At 38.8% G+C, this 20,602-nt stretch carries 16 protein-coding genes; 12 read left to right on the top strand and 4 right to left on the bottom strand.

Translation table 11 applies throughout. The features are described 5' to 3' along the window. A partial coding sequence (locus tag RAO94_00500; protein ID MDP8320806.1) for a tetratricopeptide repeat protein occupies window positions 1-3,117 on the bottom strand: 3,117 nt, incomplete at its 3' end. Window positions 3,118-4,255: 1,138 nt separating this feature from the next. Here RAO94_00500 and RAO94_00495 point away from each other — a divergent pair. The 12 genes from RAO94_00495 (at window position 4,256) to RAO94_00440 (ending at window position 17,924) form a co-directional block, all read left to right on the top strand. Next, the gene (locus RAO94_00495) at window positions 4,256-5,248 is read left to right on the top strand and encodes an FAD:protein FMN transferase (GenBank protein MDP8320805.1); all 993 of its coding nucleotides are present in this window, start codon (window positions 4,256-4,258) and stop codon (window positions 5,246-5,248) included. A 5-nt stretch (window positions 5,249-5,253) separates the two neighbouring features. Next, window positions 5,254-6,045, top strand: coding sequence for a GTP cyclohydrolase FolE2 (folE2, locus tag RAO94_00490; GenBank protein MDP8320804.1), 792 nt, complete (start codon window positions 5,254-5,256; stop codon window positions 6,043-6,045). Between the two features lie 15 nt (window positions 6,046-6,060). Continuing rightward, window positions 6,061-8,598, top strand: a complete 2,538-nt coding sequence (locus RAO94_00485) for a pitrilysin family protein (GenBank protein MDP8320803.1) — start codon at window positions 6,061-6,063, stop codon at window positions 8,596-8,598. Between the two features lie 40 nt (window positions 8,599-8,638). Beyond that, on the top strand, window positions 8,639-9,418 hold the full coding sequence (locus tag RAO94_00480) for an acyl-CoA dehydratase activase (GenBank protein ID MDP8320802.1): 780 nt from the start codon (window positions 8,639-8,641) through the stop codon (window positions 9,416-9,418). Further along, window positions 9,402-10,361 carry a hypothetical protein gene (locus RAO94_00475; protein ID MDP8320801.1) on the top strand — a complete coding sequence of 320 codons (960 nt, stop codon included), beginning with the start codon at window positions 9,402-9,404 and terminating at the stop codon, window positions 10,359-10,361. The genes RAO94_00480 and RAO94_00475 overlap by 17 nt, the downstream gene beginning before the upstream one ends. Window positions 10,362-10,500: 139 nt before the next feature. Continuing rightward, window positions 10,501-14,028 carry a pyruvate:ferredoxin (flavodoxin) oxidoreductase gene (gene nifJ / locus RAO94_00470; protein MDP8320800.1) on the top strand — a complete coding sequence of 1,176 codons (3,528 nt, stop codon included), beginning with the start codon at window positions 10,501-10,503 and terminating at the stop codon, window positions 14,026-14,028. Between the two features lie 71 nt (window positions 14,029-14,099). Further along, the gene (locus RAO94_00465; protein ID MDP8320799.1) at window positions 14,100-15,473 is read left to right on the top strand and encodes a sigma 54-interacting transcriptional regulator; all 1,374 of its coding nucleotides are present in this window, start codon (window positions 14,100-14,102) and stop codon (window positions 15,471-15,473) included. 170 nt (window positions 15,474-15,643) lie between these two features. Continuing rightward, window positions 15,644-16,063, top strand: a complete 420-nt coding sequence (locus RAO94_00460; GenBank protein ID MDP8320798.1) for a NifB/NifX family molybdenum-iron cluster-binding protein — start codon at window positions 15,644-15,646, stop codon at window positions 16,061-16,063. A gap of 4 nt (window positions 16,064-16,067) precedes the next feature. Beyond that, on the top strand, window positions 16,068-16,262 hold the full coding sequence (locus tag RAO94_00455) for a DUF5320 domain-containing protein (protein MDP8320797.1): 195 nt from the start codon (window positions 16,068-16,070) through the stop codon (window positions 16,260-16,262). Window positions 16,263-16,277: 15 nt separating this feature from the next. Continuing rightward, window positions 16,278-16,598, top strand: a complete 321-nt coding sequence (locus RAO94_00450) for a DUF5320 domain-containing protein (protein MDP8320796.1) — start codon at window positions 16,278-16,280, stop codon at window positions 16,596-16,598. 59 nt (window positions 16,599-16,657) lie between these two features. Next, complete coding sequence (locus tag RAO94_00445; GenBank protein MDP8320795.1) at window positions 16,658-17,512, top strand: ARMT1-like domain-containing protein; 855 nt, start codon at window positions 16,658-16,660, stop codon at window positions 17,510-17,512. 73 nt (window positions 17,513-17,585) lie between these two features. Next, window positions 17,586-17,924, top strand: a complete 339-nt coding sequence (locus tag RAO94_00440) for a NifB/NifX family molybdenum-iron cluster-binding protein (GenBank protein ID MDP8320794.1) — start codon at window positions 17,586-17,588, stop codon at window positions 17,922-17,924. A gap of 84 nt (window positions 17,925-18,008) precedes the next feature. Here RAO94_00440 and RAO94_00435 read toward each other — a convergent pair whose 3' ends face one another. Genes RAO94_00435 through RAO94_00425 form a run of 3 tightly spaced genes read right to left on the bottom strand, consistent with a single transcriptional unit; the run spans window position 18,009 to window position 20,266 of the window. After that, window positions 18,009-19,256 carry a PDZ domain-containing protein gene (locus tag RAO94_00435; GenBank protein MDP8320793.1) on the bottom strand — a complete coding sequence of 416 codons (1,248 nt, stop codon included), beginning with the start codon at window positions 19,254-19,256 and terminating at the stop codon, window positions 18,009-18,011. Between the two features lie 13 nt (window positions 19,257-19,269). Next, window positions 19,270-19,737 (bottom strand): hypothetical protein, encoded by a 468-nt coding sequence (locus RAO94_00430; GenBank protein MDP8320792.1) that lies wholly within the window; start codon window positions 19,735-19,737, stop codon window positions 19,270-19,272. Next, on the bottom strand, window positions 19,712-20,266 hold the full coding sequence (locus RAO94_00425; protein MDP8320791.1) for a sigma-70 family RNA polymerase sigma factor: 555 nt from the start codon (window positions 20,264-20,266) through the stop codon (window positions 19,712-19,714). The genes RAO94_00430 and RAO94_00425 overlap by 26 nt, the downstream gene beginning before the upstream one ends. Between the last annotated feature and the right edge of the window lie 336 nt (window positions 20,267-20,602).

The raw sequence follows: 20,602 nt of genomic DNA, 5'->3' as shown, positions 1-20,602 counted from the left end.
CAGACTCTCATTACTGGGATTGCTCTCATAAAGTTCTTTCATTAAATGATTAAACTTATTATAAAACTCCAACGCCTGATCCATCTTACCAAGAGACTGATAAATATTTCCCAGTTTAGAATAAGAGCTTGCCAGACCGTTTTTCAGACTCTCATTACTGGGATTGATCTCATAAAGTTCTTTAAACAAATGATTAAGCTTATTATAAAACTCCAACGCCTGATCTAACTTACCAAGAGACTGATAAATTTCTCCCAGGTTCGCATAAGAAATTGCCAGACCGTTTTTGAGACTCTCATTACTGGGATTGCTCTCATAAAGTTCTTTCATAAAATGATTACACTTATCATAAAACTTTAACGCCTGATCCAACTTACCAAGAGACTGATAAATGTCTCCCAGTTTAGAATAAGAAATTGCCAGACCGTTTTTGAGACTCTCATTACTGGGATTACTCTCATAAAGTTCTTTCATTAAATGATTAAACTTATAAAAAAACTCCAACGCCTGATCCAACTTACCAAGAGACTGATAGATATTTCCTAGTTTCTCATTTAATGCAGCAAAATCATAACCAAATTCTTTATTACTAGAAATGCTGGTCTTAGTTTTGATATGATCATGCAAAGTATCAAGTAATTCCTGTCTTTCATTCAGGTTGCCTTCCACAATTAATGCATCATTCAAATCATAAATATAGTGATGTGCTAATTTCATGATCTCATCTCCATTTCCACCGGCTGCTCTCAAAATGGCAAAACACCATTCATGTTGCTTTTCATCTCTGGATACTGCTTCTGCTAAAACTGTGGTAGCACCCTGTCTTTCCTGTTCTGAACATGAAACATAATAATTCAAAGCTTTATCAGCATTTCCGGCTTTCATCAGGAAATACATTGTCTCAGATATTCGAATATCATCAATTTCAGGCAAGGTCAGCAAATGGAAAGCAATAGCATTGTGGATATTTTTAAATTCATCTACTTCTAATTTATTCAGAAGTGAACTTCGCAAAATGCTGTGTGCCAGGTTCCATTGCAGGTTATCGCCTTCTTCCCGGATATGAGCAGCGAACCAGCGTCTGATGCTCGCAAAAGTCAGAGCATCCCAGTTTTCATTTTTTTCAGGAATGAGTTTTTCCAGGTCACTTTCCCGCAATCCATTCCGACTGCAGGCAAGGTAATTAAATACTTTGAGTGTGAATTCATCTCCGAAGTAACCTGCGGCTTTATCAACCAAATCCAGAAACAACTCACCTGGGGTATCTTTATAACCATTTACCAACTCCAGCATAAAATCATTGAACGCTTGGTCAGCTTTCCCTTTCCCTTTCTGGATTTCTTCAAAATCATGACTATCCAAAGCCATAAGGATATTCACTGCCATGCTTAACCATAAGGGACTTGAGCAGGCTGATATGCCATCATTTCTATTTCTTGCCAGGATAGAATTTTTTACATTTTCAGGCATGTCTTTATGCTGCTTAAGGCAAAGCATCACCAGCATCGCTTCTGCTTCTTCTTTTGTAAAATGGTCAATGTCTCTGGAAACTAATTCTCGATGATATTGTACTGCCTTCACCTCGGTTCCTGTAATGGCTGTGCACAGCATCCGCACCTTGCCCGGCATCACCTGCGGCAGCCAGGTCATATTTATTGCCCGTGAAGTAGGTTCAAAGCGGTCCAGGGCATCAAGCAATATAACTACCTGTTCTTTTTCTGCAATGGCAAAGAGCAGTTCTTTGAATTTCTGTTGAAGCTCTTCAATGGCAGGTTTCTGATCTTTTTGCTGTGAGGATATATTTTTCAGGTCAAATTCATCTGTTTTGCCAATATCTGTTTCATATTTAATCCCAAGCCTTTTACTTAATTGCTTGTTCCACCTCTGTAATAGATCAGCTACATTTCTGGAGCGAGGTGAAATCCCGGCAGAATTTGCCAGCAGTACGCAATCTTCCCTTTGCAGCATCCTGTAGATCATCGAAAATACCGCACTCTTCCCCGATCCGCTTTCACCAGTCAGCACCAGTCCCCATTTCTCTGCATCCGTATTCAGCAGATGCTCTTTCAATTCCTTGAGTAATTCAATCCGTCCGCAAAAAGTTGGGACTTCCTCTACAGTAGTGCCGGTTTTTATAGTCGTAATATGAGTATGGTCTTCAATAAAAGCGTCCAGCAATGCTTCTTGCTGCTCATAAACATTCTTCGGCACATCGCTTTCTTTGATCTTTGCCTGGGCTTTGCATTCCCGGATTATATCTTCATATACTATTTCTCCCCAGGCTTCCAAACCCACCACTTTATGCTTATTTTTATCCCAGTTTCCTGAATATGGCTTAACCTTATCTTTTAATCTCTTCTTATCAAAATGATCTCTGATTTCAACTTTCAGATTATTGAGTGCAACCTTTCGCTCTGATAATTCCTCATCTTCCAGTTCAGGATCATATTCATCACAGTATCTGGCAGCAACATCGCCTGGCATTTCTTTATAAGGCAGTGGATCTCTAAAATAAAACACGCTACGGGTCAATTGCTCTTCACTGGCGAGTACACCAAACTCAATCTCCAATGCCGTAACGCTTTTACATATATGAGAAACATCAGATGGGATGGTATTGGTAGGTTCTTTGGAAACAGGATTATCATTAATTTCTTTTTTATTTCTCTTAAAAATGCTAAACAAACTTTTTTTAAAAGGGGTTTGTGGAACATCTTCCCTATTCTCAGAAATTGTTGTTAATCGAGTGTGACCTTTCATCTCTTCCATTCTTTTTATAGCATCTTTCATCCGATCTTCCGCCGGTACCCAGCCATACCTGTCACCCAGCAAACCAATAAAGAAAGGACGGCAACGCTTTATCTCATCCAGGCACACCTGCAATACCCTTACCTCACGATCAGATTCATCATTGATAGTTGACGTATCCAATCCCCATCGCAGATCTACAACTTCCAGCCGTACCCGGTTTTTCCTCAATTCCTCTTCAACTTTTGGAAATACAATATTCTTCAGATGATCACGCTCTGCCTGCATATCTATAAAAGTACTGCTGATAAATATAGAAAACGTCTGCCAGGCTATAAATTCCGCTTTAACTTTTCCCTCATTATTCATGGTTTCCCCTCCTTTTCATTACACAATAATCTATCCGCTAAGCTATTTTTCGTCTGTTATTTAATAATTAAATTCTCATGTATAATGAACATATTTCCTGTTAAATGGTCAAGAAAATTATTTTATAGTTCTTACGAATAATCACGAGTCTGTTCAACCTAAGTTATTGATAAATAAAGGTGAAAGTCAATATTTGGCTCATTTAGTGCACATCTCTGCTTAATTTGTGGCATTAATCAAAAATGACATTTTTGCTAATTTATCACCTCAAAAGAAGCTGCAAGAAGCTTTTCCCCTGATTGAGCAACAGGTTTTATCAGCTCCTTTACTTAGCTCCAGATAATATGTCATCGACTAAAATAAACACATAAAGAGCTATGCCAGGAGTTTAGTTAAAGAGAAAGTAGATAGAAAAATTTTCAAGGAAATTTGTATATATTTTGACTAATTTTAAATCAAATAATTGCACTTCAAAGCAAATTGGAATTGAATTTGATAAAAGTGTAACCGGCAATAAAACTAAAGGCTACTGAGAGGAAAGAATCAAACACAAAAAAGGTTTACATTATATATCGATCAATTTAGTTGCTTCATATAGGATGAAATTTACCATCGAAGAGTAATCAAAATGACCAACAAGTGAATTATTGTGTATGCTAATTATCAAGCAGAGATTATGTTTTTCCATAATAAAAGAACCCATTATGCTAACTTACTTTTAACCTTCTGGCAACAAAGGGGCAAGAAGTAAGCAAGACAAGGCTGAACGGCATAACACATATATGTCATGCCGTTCAGCCTTGCACAGCCTATAGGTTGCCCCTTTGTTACCAGTATGCTGCCAGTATGCTCCTTTAAGGCATACAGTGGGGATTTTGAGGCAATCCAGATAATTTTCCTGAGCAATTTTGCCTGTGCGGCAGAGGCATGCAATTTACTTAAAAAAAAGGGAGGTTATTTATGCTTATACACTATCAGACATCTTAATGGGAGTAGAGAGACAATCATTTTTAAGAGACTGATTCTTTATAAATTATTCTGGAGAGTTGAGGATAAAATTCAGATGAAAAACGGGAGGATGTCAGAACAAATTTACAATAATTGACAAATATTGAAGTACACGAAATTTTGATATCTAATGGAAAAAAAGAAGTTTGGATATTTAATACAGATAATATTTGTGGTCATCCTGATAGGAATCGGGTTATGGTCACAGCGAAATCGTGTTAATGAGAGCAGGCAGACTGCTTTCATCATGGACACTTTTTTTGAAATAGAAGCATCAGGGCGAATACCTGATCTGGATGCTGTAATTGATAGTGCATTTGCTCTGGCACGTGATTATGAGCATCTTTTATCATATTATGTTGAAGGTAGTTTGATAAGTGCTGTGAACAATTCTCGGGGTGAGAAAACACATATTGACAGCACCTTGAAGGAAATACTCGTTAAAGGAACATATTTCTATCAGGCGACTGCTGGGAAATATGATCTGAGTATTGGCAGTTTAAGTGACCTTTGGGATATCTCAAAAGCCAGAATTCCTGAAGAAAAGGAAATAATTGAAGCTCTGGCAAATACGGGATTTGACAGAATAATTGTTGAAGGAGACAGTATCCTGATTCCAGCAGGGATGAAACTTAATCTGGGTAGTATTGCCAAGGGATATATAGTTGACCAAGTAATTGATTTTCTGATAAGTGAGGGTGTGAGTGAAATTCTGGTCAATGCTGGAGGTGATATTCGAATCTGGGGAGGAGATGGAATGTTGATAGGCATTCAGCATCCCCAGAAAGACCATGGAGAAGTAATAGATAAGATCCGTATAAAAGATCAGGCAGTAGTAACCTCAGGAGACTATGAGCGGTATTTTGAGGTAGATGGAGTGAGATATCATCATATAATTGATGCTTTAACCGGATATCCTGCGAGGCAGTGCGTGAGTGTGACGGCAATAGCTGATGATGCAGAGACAGCCGACGCACTTTCTACAGCAGCTTTCGTGTTATCTGTACCAGATGCTATCAAGCTTGCTGATGCACTTCCTAATGGCTGGGTGATCATATATCACATGGAAGATGATAAACTGGTGAGAAGTGTAAGTTCTGGTGCAGAAGAATTTCTGGAGTAAATGATATGAAAAATAAAGACGTACAAAGTGAACGTGATACAAGAGAAATAACTATTGACCGGGTGGGGGTAAAAAAAATACGCTATCCGATAGTAGTAGAAGATCGTAGAAATGTAAATCAGCAGACAGTGGCAGATATAGCACTTTATGTAGATTTGCGGGAGCATGAGCGTGGAACACATATGAGCAGATTTCTGGAAGTACTTAATAAATATCATAAAGAAGATATCATCAGTAATCTGGAACAGTTTCTGGCAGACCTGCGAGAACGTATGGGCTCTGAGACCGCATTGGCAGTAATAGATTTTCCTTACTTCATCGAGAAAGAGGCACCAGTGAGTAAGATCAGATCATTATTATCTTATCAGTGTCATTTTCAAGCTTCATTGAAAGAGGAATATAGGCTGGTGATAGGAGTGAAAGTGCCAATCACAACATTGTGCCCATGCTCCAAAGAGATCAGTGATAATGGAGCACACAGTCAGCGATCTTATGTAAATATCCAGGTGACACTCGGTGAATTTGTGTGGCTGGAAGAATTGATAGAAATGGTGGAAGCTTCCGCGAGTTGTGAAATATATTCATTATTGAAGCGTCCAGATGAGAAATACGTAACAGAGCAGGCTTATGATAATCCCCGCTTTGCTGAAGATATTGTGCGGGAGATAACGCTAAAATTAAGGCAGGATGAACGCATAGCCAGCTTCAAAGTTGAAACAGAAAACCTGGAGAGCATTCATGATCATAATGCTTATGCCGGTGTGTGGAGTAATAATTTCTGGGAAATCAAGGATTAAGGTAAATATAAATAAATGGAAAAAGATTATAGAGTAGAAGATATAAAATTAGCTAATGGTTTGAAAGTGATTTTTGCCGAAGACCAGATAATACCATTGGTCAGTGTACAAATGCATGTCCGGTTTGGTTCAGCCTGGGAATCAGAAGCAGAAGCAGGATTTTCACATTTTGCCGAGCATCTGGTATTCAGATCAACCCGGAATTATCCAGATGGGATCATCATGGATAGAGTTGCCTATCTTGGCGGCTCTATGAATGCCTACACAGAATATGACAGCACCTGTTATTATATTGATATTTCCAAAGAATATCTTGAGGAAACAATAAAAATACTTGGAGATCTGGTTCGCTATCCGGAATTTACTCAAGCAGATTTTAATTCAGAAAAGAAAGTGATCATTGAAGAATTAAAGGAATCTGAGAATGACAGAGAAGATAATCTGATAGAGCGGATAGCTAATGATTATCTGAAAGACAATCCTTATCGAAATCCCATTATTGGTAATCGGAAATCATTGAAAAACGCTACACGGGAAATTTTGCAGGAATTTATCCAAGGGCATTATTATCCGGGAAACTGCGTACTGGTTGTAGCAGGAGATTTTGAGCGGAACCAACTTGATGAATGGATAAATAAATATTTTGCTGATTGGGAAGGAAAAGAAAGCACAGAGCGTAAACCAGTATATGGAGGACACCCGGAAAAATTCTCCTTCAAAGTTATCAAACATAAATCAGATTCTGATATCGTGGCAGTGGCAATCCCTGATCTGACAGAGAATCATCCTGATGCGATTGCACTATCAGTGGTTTATAAATCATTTATGATTGGCAAAAACTCATATCTTTATGATGAGCTTTTTAAACGAAGGAAACTGGTGGACAGCATAAAAATTAATGGAATCAGTGGAATCAATGATGGTGTGAGTATCATTCTACTGTTTCCTAATCAGGGAATTGAAGCCCTGGATGTGATCAAGGGATTCTGTGAATGCTGGAATGATTTCTGCAGCAGGGGTATCAGTGCTGTTCAACTCATGCAGCAAAAAGCAGAGATCCTTAACAGTTTCAGATTTTCCAGGGAATACATGGAATCTTATGCTTCAAATCTTGGAATGGATGAGATATATTCAGATTATCATGACTATTTCACCTTTCCCGACAAATTGAAGCAAATATCCCGCGGTGCTATAAGAGCGGTAATTGATAAATGGCTTCGCATAGATTATATGAAGATCTATTATCAGGGTTCTAAGAATGTCTCTGATCTCGCAGTTAAGCAGATATTCACCAGCAGACAACCAGTGAATTTTAATCATGCTGATCAGGAATATGCTCAGCGGACTCTTGCTAATGGCATCAAGGTGCTTTATAGAAAAATTATTGGCAAGCCAACAGTTGGTATATCAGCAGTATTTAATGTTTCTCAATTATATGAAGAAGAAGGTATCAAAGGAATAAATTCAGTTTCTGGAGCATTAATGCTATATGGTAATCAGCAGCATAATTATGATAAATTTCTGGATTTTTGCAGTTTGCATGGCATCAACATGCGGATCAGTCCTCAGATGGATTATACAACTTTGAAGTGCAAATGCTTTACAGAAGATCTGGCAATGGCTTTGGAATCAGTATCGAATGTATTATTTGCTCCAGAACTACCCAGGGAACACTTTTTAAATATCAAACAAGCAATATTGAGTATGATGCGCCGGCAGAAAGACTATCCGCAACGCGAAGCGCTTAAGAACTGGCGAAAAATGATCTATAGCACGAAAAGCAATTTGTACAGCCGGGACGGAAGACGGAATGATCTGAATAAATTGACTTTGTCCCGTGTAAGAAGATGGCAAAAAGACTACTATACTCCGGATAATATGACTCTGGTTGTAACTGGAGATATAGATTTTTCTGCAGTTGATGAACTGGTGGAAAAGCATTTTGGTGATAAAACCGGCAAGCATATTGACTACAAACCGAATTATCAGGTCTATCCTTCTGTAAAGCGTTATAAGGTAATCGACACGCAATCCAGTCAGGGGATAATAGTAACCGGTGGGTTTGGTCCTGGTCTGGAATCACAGGAAGAAGCAATGGCAATGTCTGTACTCTGTCAGATACTGGGTGGAGACACAAATTCGCAACTATTCAATGAACTGCGGGAACAGCACGGTCTGGCATATTCTGTAGATATGGATTATTATACGATGATGAATTCCGGTTCGTTTATTATGGCAGCAGCAGTCGATCGTGAAAATACTGAAATAGGTCTTAAAATGATCAAGCGGATATTTAAACAGGTTGGTGAAAAAGGTGTAAGCGAGTATGAACTCACAAAAGTGAAAAACCACCTGGCTGGTCAAATGCTCCAGCAGGAAGAAAGCGTATCGGCAATAGCATCGACAATGGGCTCACGAATTGCGTTAGGACTGGGTTTGGAGCACTATCTTAACCGCAGGGAAAGACTGCTGGCAGTTACTGGTGAACAGGTAAAACTGGTAGCAAAGAAATATTTGCGAGAAGATAAATTATATACTCTGATACAAAAATGATAAAAGAAGATCTGATGATCAAGATTGCAGGAGAAAGGAATTGAGAGGTTGTGGAATAGACTCGGGTTCGCGTACTACGAAGCTGGTTTTTCTGGAAAATAACCAGATCATCTGGGATGATGTGCAGCCTACAGGTCTGTCACCTGTACGGACAGCAGAATCCATGCTGGAGAAGGCAAAAAGGGAAATTCCTGCTGAATTGGTTGATGCACTATCAATTGTTGTTACCGGCTATGGCAGAAACCTGATATTGCAGAACCGGAGAAAAATTTCTGAAATAACTTGTCATGCCCGGGGTGTAAATTATTATTTTCCCGATTGTAAGTTAGTAATCGATATTGGTGGACAGGATTCCAAAGGAATATTGCTTGAAAATGGTGGAAAAGTAACAGATTTTGTGATGAATGACCGATGTGCAGCAGGAACAGGCAGATTTCTGGAAAAAGTTGCAAATATTCTGGAAGTGGAAGTTTCAGAATTAGGAGATCTGGCTGAACAATCCGAGCGAGAACTGGAAATCACTAATACCTGTGTGGTATTTGCTGAATCAGAAATGATAGGGATGATATCCAGGGGTGAGAAACGATCTGATATTGCTCAGGCTGTTCACAGGTCAATTGCGCGTAGAATCGCAAATATGGTCGCTGGTTTCCCCAAAGAACAGGAAGCAGTTTTTACTGGTGGAGTGGCTTTGAATAAAGCTATGGTGAAATGTCTGGAAGAAGAAATAGAGACGAAGATCAAGGTGACAGATAATCCTTTTTTGACTGGAGCACTGGGTGCTGCCTTATTTGCTCAGGAGTATGATGAAAAGAAGTAATATGATAATTCTGGCTGTATTGATGAGTTTGTGCTGGCTTTGTGAAGCCCAGGATCAGAATACGATCACTTTGAATTATCCAGTGGAATTAATGAAACATTATATTACCAGTGAAGAATATGATCTGGCATTGGAAACAGCAGAAAAATATCTGCCGGAAGATGCCAATGCAGATTCTCTGATCTGGCTGAGTGCATATATTTATAAAGACAGGCAGGAATTTCAGGCAGCAGCAGAAAGATATAACAAAGTAATCGAGGTTTCACAGGATTCCCTGCTGGTGACCAATTCTGCTGAGAATCTGATAATACTGGTTCCTAATCTGGATTCACGCGCTGCAATTGATTTGCTGGTTTCAGCAGTTAAAAAAGTTAATGATGACAAAAATTATCAGAAATTGATCATGAAGCTGGCTAGCCTGTATGAGAGCAATTATCTTTATAGTGAAGCAAATGATATTTATTTTATCCTTTTGGAAAGCGATCTTGATATCAATGAACGAGATCTCTATATAAAAATAGCTACTAATAAAGTATTTGAAAAGAAATACCATGAGGCAGTGGAATATGCTGATAAAGCAGATGCTGCCATTGATAGTGTATTGAGTGCTGAAGCTTTATTTATAGAGTTTTTGAGCTTTCAGGCATTGGGAAAGAATGATCAGGCATTACCTCCTTTGATCAAATTGTATAATAATTTTCCTGAATTTGCCAGATTATTTGAAATTAATCTAAATCTTGCTGATCTACTGCTGCAGGCTGATGAAAAACTTGCTGCCTGGTATGTTTTGGAGAAATTTTATCCTTCTGCAAGTAAACTGGAAAAAGAGCTGATCTCAGATAAGATAAAAGAAATAGTTGATTCTATTGAAATAGATGCCGGTCAGATGAATTATTTTGATAATTTTGATCAAAATTTTGATTCTCTTATAGAACAAAAATAGAAAAGATCCCCATTTTAATAAATTAATATCTCTTTATTTAACTAAGCTAAAAAAGATTTTATTGTTAACACTGATTTTCAGGTTGACGGAAAGTGGAAGGGACAAAATCTGGGAATAAATTAAATTATTAGGAGGTTGCATGAAGAAAGAATTCAAAAAAGCAACAGTAGATGGCAATACTGCCGCAGCCCATGTGGCGTATGCCTTTAGTGATGTTGCAGCAATTTATCCAATCACTCCCTCATCACCAATGGGAGAATATGCTGATACATGGGCAGCAAATAATAGAAAAAATATATTTGGTGAACGAGTAGATGTGGTTGAAATGCAATCTGAGGCGGGAGCTGCTGGAGCGATCCATGGTTCTTTGACTGCTGGTGCGTTAACCACTACCTTCACTGCTTCGCAGGGTCTTTTATTGATGCTTCCCAACATGCACAAAATAGCTGGTGAGATGCTTCCTACAGTATTTCACGTTTCTGCCAGATCACTTGCAGCACAAAGTTTATCGATTTTTGGAGATCACTCGGATGTAATGTCTGCCCGTAATACCGGATTCGCTTTGATGGCAGCGTCATCATTGCAGGAAATTATGGACCTGGGTATTGTATCTCATCTTTCTACATTGAAAGCAAAAGTACCATTTTTGAATTTCTTTGACGGTTTCCGTAATTCTCATGAAATCCAGAAAATCGATATGGTTGATTATGAAAGCATGAGAGAACTTGTAGATATGAAATTTATAGAAGATTTCAGGTCTCGTGCTTTAAATCCTGATGACCCTCGCGTTAAAGTCGGTGCTCAAAATCCTGATGTATATTTCCAGGGACGTGAGACTGTTAATAATTATTATGACGCTACTCCTGATATTGTGAGAGAATACATGGGAGCTGTTTCTGAACTCACTGGACGGGAATACCATCTCTTTAATTATTATGGTGATCCTAAGGCTGATAAACTTATAATTGCTATGGGTAGCGGTTGTGAGACTATTCAGGAAACAATAAACTACTTAAATAAGAAAGGTGAAAAACTAGGATTACTTTCTATTCATCTTTATCGTCCTTTCTGCATAGAAGATTTTGTGTCTGCTATTCCTGCCAGCGTTATGAAAATCGCTGTTCTGGATAGAACTAAAGAACCAGGAGCTATAGGTGATCCATTATATCTGGATACTGTAGCTGCCTTAAAGAATCGTTATGATCTCACTATTATTGGTGGAAGATATGGACTCTCTTCTAAGGAATTTACTCCTGCTATGGTGAAAGCTGTATATGATCATCTGGAAAATGATGGATTCCATGGCTTCACTGTAGGAATTAATGATGATGTTTCTCATAAATCTATCCCAGTTGGTGACACTTTACCAACTTCACCCGAAGGAACTATCAGTTGTAAATTCTGGGGACTAGGTTCTGATGGAACAGTGGGTGCTAATAAGAACTCTATCAAGATTATTGGTGAGGGAACAGACATGTATTGCCAGGGCTATTTTCAGTATGATTCCAAGAAATCTGGTGGAGTAACCCGCTCACATCTTCGTTTTGGCAAATCTCCTATTCAGAGTGAATACACTGTTGTTCATGCAGACTTTATCGCCTGCCATAATCAGGCATATATTGGCAGATATGATATTTTGGAAGGAATTCGCGAGAATGGTGTATTCCTTTTGAACTCAATCTGGGAAGCTGATGAAGTATTTGATAATCTCACTGCTGATATGCAGAGAGTAATAATCGATAAGAAAATCAATGTGTATAATATTAATGCATTGAAGATCGCTCAGGAAGTTGGGTTAGGAACCAGAATAAATACCGTGATGCAGACAGCTTATTTCATGATCTCAGGTATATTACCAGAAGAAACTGCTCTTAATATGATCAAGACCTTTATTAAAAAGACCTTTGCCAAGAAGGGTGATAAAGTGATCAATATGAACATGGAAGCGGTTGATAAAGCTACAGAACATATCCAGAAAATTGAGATACCTGCCGAATGCGGTTGCAAAGCAATGGATATGCATAAACTGGTACCAGATGGCTCAGATAAATTTACTCGTAACGTGATTGAAAAGATCATGCGTGAAAAGGGTGATGACATCCCAGTATCTGATATGCCTTATGATGGTTATATCCCATCAGCAACTTCACGTCTTGAAAAACGTGGTGTATCGCCATTCGTTCCGCAATGGGTCGCTGAAAATTGTATTCAATGTAATCAGTGTTCATTTGTTTGCCCTCATGCAGCCATAAGAGCAAAATTGATCGATCCTGAAAATCTGAAAGACGCTCCCAAAACCTTCAATACTCTTGATGCCATGTCAAAAGATGCTGGAATGAAATTTAAAATCCAGATCTATCCAGAAGATTGCCAGGGTTGCATGGTGTGCGCTAATGAATGTCCTAAAGATGCTCTTGTAATGAAACCTATTCAGGAAGAACGTGATAGAGGCGAAACTATAAATGCCGAATTTTTTGATGCCCTGCCAAATGATGTACTCTCAAAAGTTATGGGTGAATTCACTGTAAAAGGCAGTCAGTTCAAGCAGCCATTATTCGAATTCTCAGGTGCTTGTGCAGGTTGTGGAGAAACTCCCTACGTTCGCGTGATCACTCAGTTATTTGGAGACAGGATGCTGATTGGAAATGCCACAGGCTGCTCTTCCATATATGGTGGAACCTTCCCCACAATTCCCTATTGCCATAATAAAGATGGTCATGGACCCGCCTGGGCTAATTCTCTGTTTGAAGATAATGCAGAATATGCCATGGGTATGCGTTTGGCAGTTGATGCTAATCGCAAGCAATTAAGAACAAAACTTGCTCAATTGCATGAAGCTGGCTGCGAAGCAGAATTAGCAGATAAGGTCAAGTGGTCTCTTGATAATTGGAAAAAAGTTGATCAGGAAGCAAAAGATAATACAGCAGCAATTAAGCAGCTATTGCCAAAAGCCTTGGAAACAGCTACAGAAGAAACCAAACCTATAGTACAAAAAATCATTGAACTTAAGAACTTCCTGATTGATAAATCAGTATGGGCTTTTGGTGGAGATGGCTGGGCTTATGATATTGGATATGGTGGACTTGATCATGTATTGGCTTCAGGAAGAAATATCAATATTCTTGTTCTGGATACGGAAGTATATTCCAATACTGGTGGACAGGCGTCTAAAGCTACACCTCTTGGTGCAGTAGCTAAATTTGCTGAATCTGGCAAAGTAACTGTGAAGAAAGAGCTTGGAAAAATGATGATGGAATATGGGTATATTTATGTAGCTTCCTGTGCTATGGGTGCCAATAAGAACCAGTTCGTGAAATCTCTCAAAGAAGCAGAAGAATATGATGGACCATCAATTGTGATCGCTTATTCTCCCTGCATCAATCATGGTATCAATATGAGCATGAGCCAGAAAGAAGAAAAGAAGGCTGTTGATGCCGGTTACTGGTTGCTTTATCGTTATGATCCACGCCGTGAAGAATTAGGTGAGAATCCCTTTATCTTTGAAAGTCCTAAACCTAAAATTGACGTAGCAGATTTCCTGAATGGTGAGAAACGCTATTCAAGTCTCCAAACCACTTTCCCGGAAAATTCTGCTAAATTTGTTGAACAGTTCAAGGGCTATGTTATCAAGCGTTATAACAAGTTCAAAAAGATGGCTGAAGAATAAACTTCGGCTATTGAATATAACTAATAGCCTTCGCGTTTGCGGAGGCTATTTTCTCTTAAGGCAGGCAGTATTTGAACAATAGCAAAAAAGCTTCCAAAAATGAAATCAGATATGACTCAATTCTGGAAAGTATCTCTGACGGTGTATTTACAGTTGATGAACACTGGCAAATAACCTCCTTTAACCGTGCTGCTGAAGATATCACCGGGATTTCACGCCAGGAAGCGATTGGCGAAATCTGCTCTGATGTCTTTCGTTCCAGTATGTGTGAAAAGGACTGTGCTCTGCGTAAGACGATGCACAGCAATAAACCAATCATTGATAAGTCCTGCTATATAATCAATGCCAAAGGTGATAAAATCCCTATAAGCGTTTCCACTGCTGTTTTGCGCGATCAAAATGGTAATATCTGTGGAGGTGCAGAAACCTTTAGAGATTTGCGTGAAGTTCACACTTTGAGAAAAAAACTTCATAATCAGTACCGAATAGGAGATCTAATCAGTCGTAGTCCAGCTATGCAGGAAATATTTCATCTGCTCCCAATTGTTGCTGAGAGCAATTCAAACCTGTTGATAACCGGCGAGACTGGAACCGGTAAAGAACTCCTTGCCAGAGCAGCACACGGCATGAGCAATAGAGCAAAACAGCCATTTATTGCTGTAAATTGTGCTGCCCTTCCTGATACGCTTCTGGAATCTGAATTATTTGGTTATAAAAAGGGTGCTTTTACGGGAGCTGAGCGAGATAAACCAGGCAGATTTGCTATTGCAGATAAGGGAACTTTGTTTCTTGATGAAATAGGAGAAATCTCACTTTCTATGCAGGTGAAGCTGCTGCGTGTATTACAGGAACATGAATATGAACCGTTAGGTGGAATTAAAACAGAAACTACCGGTGCAAGAATTATTGCTGCTACCAATAAAGACCTCAGCGAGCTGGTGAGTGAAGGTAAATTTAGAGAAGATCTGTTTTACCGAATTAATGTGATAAAACTTGAACTACCACCTTTAAGCGACAGAAAAGAAGATATTCCATTACTTGTAGAACACTTTATTGCCAAATTCAATCATCTTCAAAACAGGAAGATCAAAGCTGCCTCCACCCAGGTTCTGGGTGTATTGATGACACAAAAATGGCAGGGTAATATCAGAGAACTGGAAAATGTAATTGAACGGGCTTTTGTACTTTGCCGTAATGATATGATTGAATTGCAGCACCTACCTCTGGAATTTCAGGTAAATCAGCATGATATCAGCCAGTACAACACGATCAGACAAGTGAAACAGCAGACCGAAAGACAATTAATAATAGAAGCACTCAAAAATAATAATTTTAATCGCAATGCTGCCGCCCGTGAGCTGGGATTGCATAAATCCACGCTTTACCGCAAGCTGAAGAAATTAAATATTGAATTGCCTGCCTCGCATTACAAGCCTCCCCGGTAGCGTAATAGCTACCAATGCTTACCATAAATTCGCACTGACGCTACCAAATTAAATCCTTCTCAATAACCCCTGATTCGCCTAAATTATTACCAATAGCATAGTTATAACTATTTTCGCTAACTGGTACACCTTTTGCATGTATATATTCTGTATTTGATAAGGAGAAAATTATGCTTATAGCGATTCCAGAGTGGAATAAAAGGATTTCACCTGTATTTGATGAAGCACTGCACTTCAAGTTCTACAGGATTCAAGCTGGAGAGGTCAGCGAGATAGCTGATCACGAGCTCCCCGCTCTTTTGACTGGCAGGCAGATAGATTTTTTAGCAGAAGCAGAAGTGAATATATTGATATGCGGAGCAATCAGCAGGCATTTACAGAGAGAAGCAGAGCGTAATGGTATCAGAGTAATACCCTTTTTAGCAGGAGAAACAGAGTTAGTGATACAGGAGTGGCTGTCTGGGGGCTGGCAGCAGGGACGTCATTACATGCCGGGTTGTGGCAGAAGGCAATGGCGCGAGGATTCCAGCTCCTGTCCCAGCAGAGGGAATCGCGGCAATAGAGATAAAACTAAGCACTCAAGGAGGTGATAATATGCCAAATGGAGATAGAACAGGACCAGAAGGACGTGGAAGTATGACAGGACGTGGAGCAGGTTACTGCTCCGGTAACAAACGACCCGGAAACCAAAGTGGTTTACCTGGAAGAGGATTAGGAAATCTTATCAGAAACGGAGTTCGTCTATTATTAGGCGGACGCAATCAGAATGTAAATCGAAGAACAAAATAAGACAGGAGGAAAATTATGCCTTATGGTGATGGAACAGGACCAGAAGGACGTGGAAGAATGACAGGAAGACAGGCAGGATATTGCACTGGAAATGATCGACCTGGAAGATTTGAACGCTGTATTAGCTTCGGAAGAGAGCGTGGTAGAGGAATGGGACGTGGATTAAGGAATTTTGCACACCGAGGTTACTATCCCGCAGATTATGGCTATGAGCGAGAACCCGTGAAGGTTCAGGAAAAGGACGCTCTCCAGCAGCAGCAATCCTGGTTTAAAAATCAACTTGACAATATAACCCGTAGATTATCTGAATTATCAGAAGAAAAAATAGAAAAGTAAATAAATTATAGAAATCAGGAGTAGATTGATCTACTCCTGATTTATGGTGGAGTAATATAATGAAAACATTTCATGATTGCATCCCCTGCCTGATGCGACAAACAATCCAGGCTGTGAGACAAATTTCAGATGATGAGCAATTAATCGAAAGAGTATTAAGATCCGCATTGTTTCTGGCTTCAAAAATGGATTACTCTCAAACTCCTGCCTTAATAGGCAGAGAGATCCATAAATTGATCCGCGAAGAAACTGTAAATAATGATCCCTATGCTGAGATAAAACACAAAGCGAACGATATTGCCTTGGCTATTGCTCCTGCAATTAGGGAAGAGATATTAGCCAGCGATAATCCTTTGCAAATGGCTATCCGATATTCTATTGCCGGTAATATTCTTGATTTTGCTCTTTACAATGGCTGGGATGATGAACGATTTCGGAAAAGTTTACATTCTTCCCGCACCAAAAATATAGATCAGCAACAGCTTGAAATTCTTCAAGCAGAAATAGAAAAAGCTGAGAATATTTTAATATTAGGAGATAATGCAGGAGAAACGGTTTTTGATCGACTTTTAATTGAGCAATTAATGCCGAAGCAGATCACTTATGCTGTTAAGGGCTATCCAGTCATCAATGATGCCTTAAGACAAGATGCGATCTTCGCTGGTATTGATAAATTTGCCACCATTATAGATACTGGTCTGGATTGCGCTGGAACTATTCTCAGCATGTGTTCCAGAGCATTTTTGGATATCTTTTACAATGCTGATCTGGTTATCGCCAAGGGACAGGCTAATTATGAAACACTATTTAATTGTCCCAGACAGGTATTTTTTTTAACTCAGATAAAATGTTCGGTTATTGCTCAGGATTTAGATAGTAATGTTGGTGACTGGGTGATCGCTTCAACCCAGTAGAACAAAAAAAATAGATGGACAATTGTAATTATTCAATTATCTTAATTTATAAATATTAAGGAGAAAATGAAAAATGCGTATAGCGATACCTATAACTAATGGTGCATTAAGTATGCACTTTGGGCATTGTGAAAATTTCATGATCATCGATGTTGAAATGGAAAGCAAAAAGATCATTAGTGATGAAACCCTAAAACCTCCACCTCATGAACCAGGCTTACTTCCCCGCTGGCTGGCAGAAAAAAGCGTTAATGTGATCATTGCCGGTGGTATGGGGCAAAGAGCTCAGGATCTGTTTAAAGCAAACAATATAGATGTTATCGTAGGAGCTCCAAATAAAACCTTTACTGAACTGGTTAATGATTTTATGAATAATAACCTTCAGGGTGGAGCAAATTTCTGCGATCATTAATTGATCATTGATTAAGAAATAAAAAAAACCTGCCGGAAAATATTTCTGGCAGGTTTCTTTTTTTACTCAGAGGGGTTTAATTTATTACCTGGGTCCAGATTCACCATGATTGATTTCATACTCAATTTCGTTTGAAAGCTTATCACCAATATCTTCAAGATTCTTGTAATAGAAATCGATAGGTTTGTCCTTATTCATAAATATCTTGATCACGTCATTTTCCAAAATTCCACTATAATATTTTTCCCAGACTTCATCTGTGACGGGTTTCATGATCAAAATAAGATCCTTTGGTTTCTCATCCCTGATGATATTAACCTTGAATGAATCATCATAATCAACTTTACTGATGATCTCACCAATATCATCAAATTCCGAAACATCTTCACCATTGATCTTCAAAATGATATCTCCTGCCTGCATTCCACCTTCTGCCGCTGGGGTTTCGGGTATTACTTTTTCTATCACAAGACCCTCAGTTTTGCCGTGATCTTCATCTTCTTCATGCGGACCGGAAACTATTACACCCAGAATCTTGCTCGATGAATCCTGATAGGCAAACACGTGCATGGATTCCGGTAATCCCAGTGAATTCCAGATGCCATAAACGTCATCCAGGTCATCAAGTATATCAAGACCGCTGAATACCTGATCAATTGCCTGAAGATCATACCAGTCGAATGACATCTCACCTAATTTGAGCTCTGTTTCTTCCTGGTTGCCATCACGCCAGTATTTCACCATGATCTTATCTTCAGGTTGATATTTCTTCAACATGGGACGAACCTGATCTTGAGAATAAAGTTTCTCTCCCTGAATTTCCAGCATAATATCATCATCTAACAATCCTGCTTTTTCGGCTGGACTATCTTCTGATACCATAGTGATCAACAAGCCATAATTTAAATCGAAGTTTTCCTGATCAAAATCATCTTTGAGGGAGACACCCATCCATACAGGGTTCTTATGCTTTACATATTCTTTTTCTCCCAACACAACGTTAAAGGTTTTTTCACTTTCATTATCAAAAACTACAATTTTAACCTTCTCCCCCACGTTGGAATTTCTGATCATACGGGTTAACTGTTTTTGGGTATACACTTTTTCATCCTGATAAGTTCTGATGATCATTCCCTTTTTCAACCCGGCTTCTGCTGCCTGAGAACCCTCTACTGCATATTTGATGAGTATCCCATAGCCATCTGATATCCCGTATTTTGTATAACTGGAATGATTTATATCTGTTGTCGCTACTCCCAGGAATGGGATTGTTTCGGCACTTATACTAATAAACATTCCCAGAAGCAATAAAATAAAAATAATATTTCTCATTTGTCCTCCAAAATTAATAGCATCCTGCAGAGACCTTTCTGATCTTGTTATTCTGCATTTGCTTATTATATTCTGAAACAACCATTACTTTGCCTGCCCGAGGTGAATTATACTGTCTGATCAAATACGTCTTATCATCATCAATCAACCTGTTAGATGAATTTGCCATTTCTCCCTGATCTACCGGCATCAAAATTCCTTTGCTTTTCTGCACATTCTCTGCTATTATTGGCTGCTCTTTGTTATGATCACCAAAAACCAGTGTGTTTACACTACTGGCAAAATTGGGTACCATAAAAGTAGCTGCCAGAATTAGAAAAAGCAGTGCTGCCATTGATACTGCCCACCTGTATCGAAGCACATATACTCTCTGCCGGCTGAAAAACGCCTGCAGCAATCTGCTCCGGAGGGCATTGAACTGGTATTTATCATCTATTAGGGGGATTTTTAAAGTACTAAGCATATCTTTGATCTTGTCCATGATCTTTCTCCTGTTCCAGAATATTTTTCAGCTTTTTCAAGCTTCGGTGCGTTTTAACCTTCAAAGCATTCTCTTTCTTTCCAAAAATCTCTGACAGCTCCCGATATGATTTCTTCTCAAAATACTTGAGTGCTATCAGATTCTGCTCAAACGGTTTCAAATAACTTAAACACTGTTTCACGTATTTAAACTCATAAGGATAGACGGTGGGGTCATCCGGTTTATCATTCTTTTTCTTCATAACCAGCTTAAAATCACGTTTGCGATCTCGGTAGTACTGGTTTACTTCACTCACAGCTATGCGATATAACCAGGCTGAAAAGGAACATCGATGGCTATCGAGAAATTTGAACCTGTAAAGATTCTTCATAGCTTTATAAAACACATTAGACACTATCTCGTTTCGCACATCCTCGTCGTACGTCCGGTGAAATACGAAATTATTGATCTTCGGATAATATATCCGGTATAGTTCATCAAAAGCCTGGATATCCTGCTTAGCTCTTTTCACTAATTCTCTTTCTTCCAAAAGACACCACCTTATCTCTTTTCAGTTCTGCATTATTAACGCATAAACCTCTGCCGGTTACATCTCTTTTATTCTTTTTTTTATTTACTTCTTGTCAACCTCAATATCATCATCATCTATTTACTGATGATTATGTTAATAGAAATTGTATATTTTCCCCATTAACGAATCTGATATTTGAGCTTTATTTCATCTCTTTACTTATATTTTTCCTCTTCTAAGTGTATAATAGGTGGAACAACTTAGCACAATATCACATGAAAATGTCAGTACGTGCTTTGTTGTTCCTCTGAATAGTCACTTCATGGTAAATTATTTGTTTATTTCTTTAATAAA

The sequence above is a fragment of the Candidatus Stygibacter australis genome, assembly GCA_030765845.1.
In the GTDB taxonomy this organism is placed as follows: Bacteria; Cloacimonadota; Cloacimonadia; order Cloacimonadales; family TCS61; genus Stygibacter; species Stygibacter australis.
Note: the sequence above shows the minus strand (reverse complement) of the source record. Positions and strands in the feature narration are given on the sequence as shown.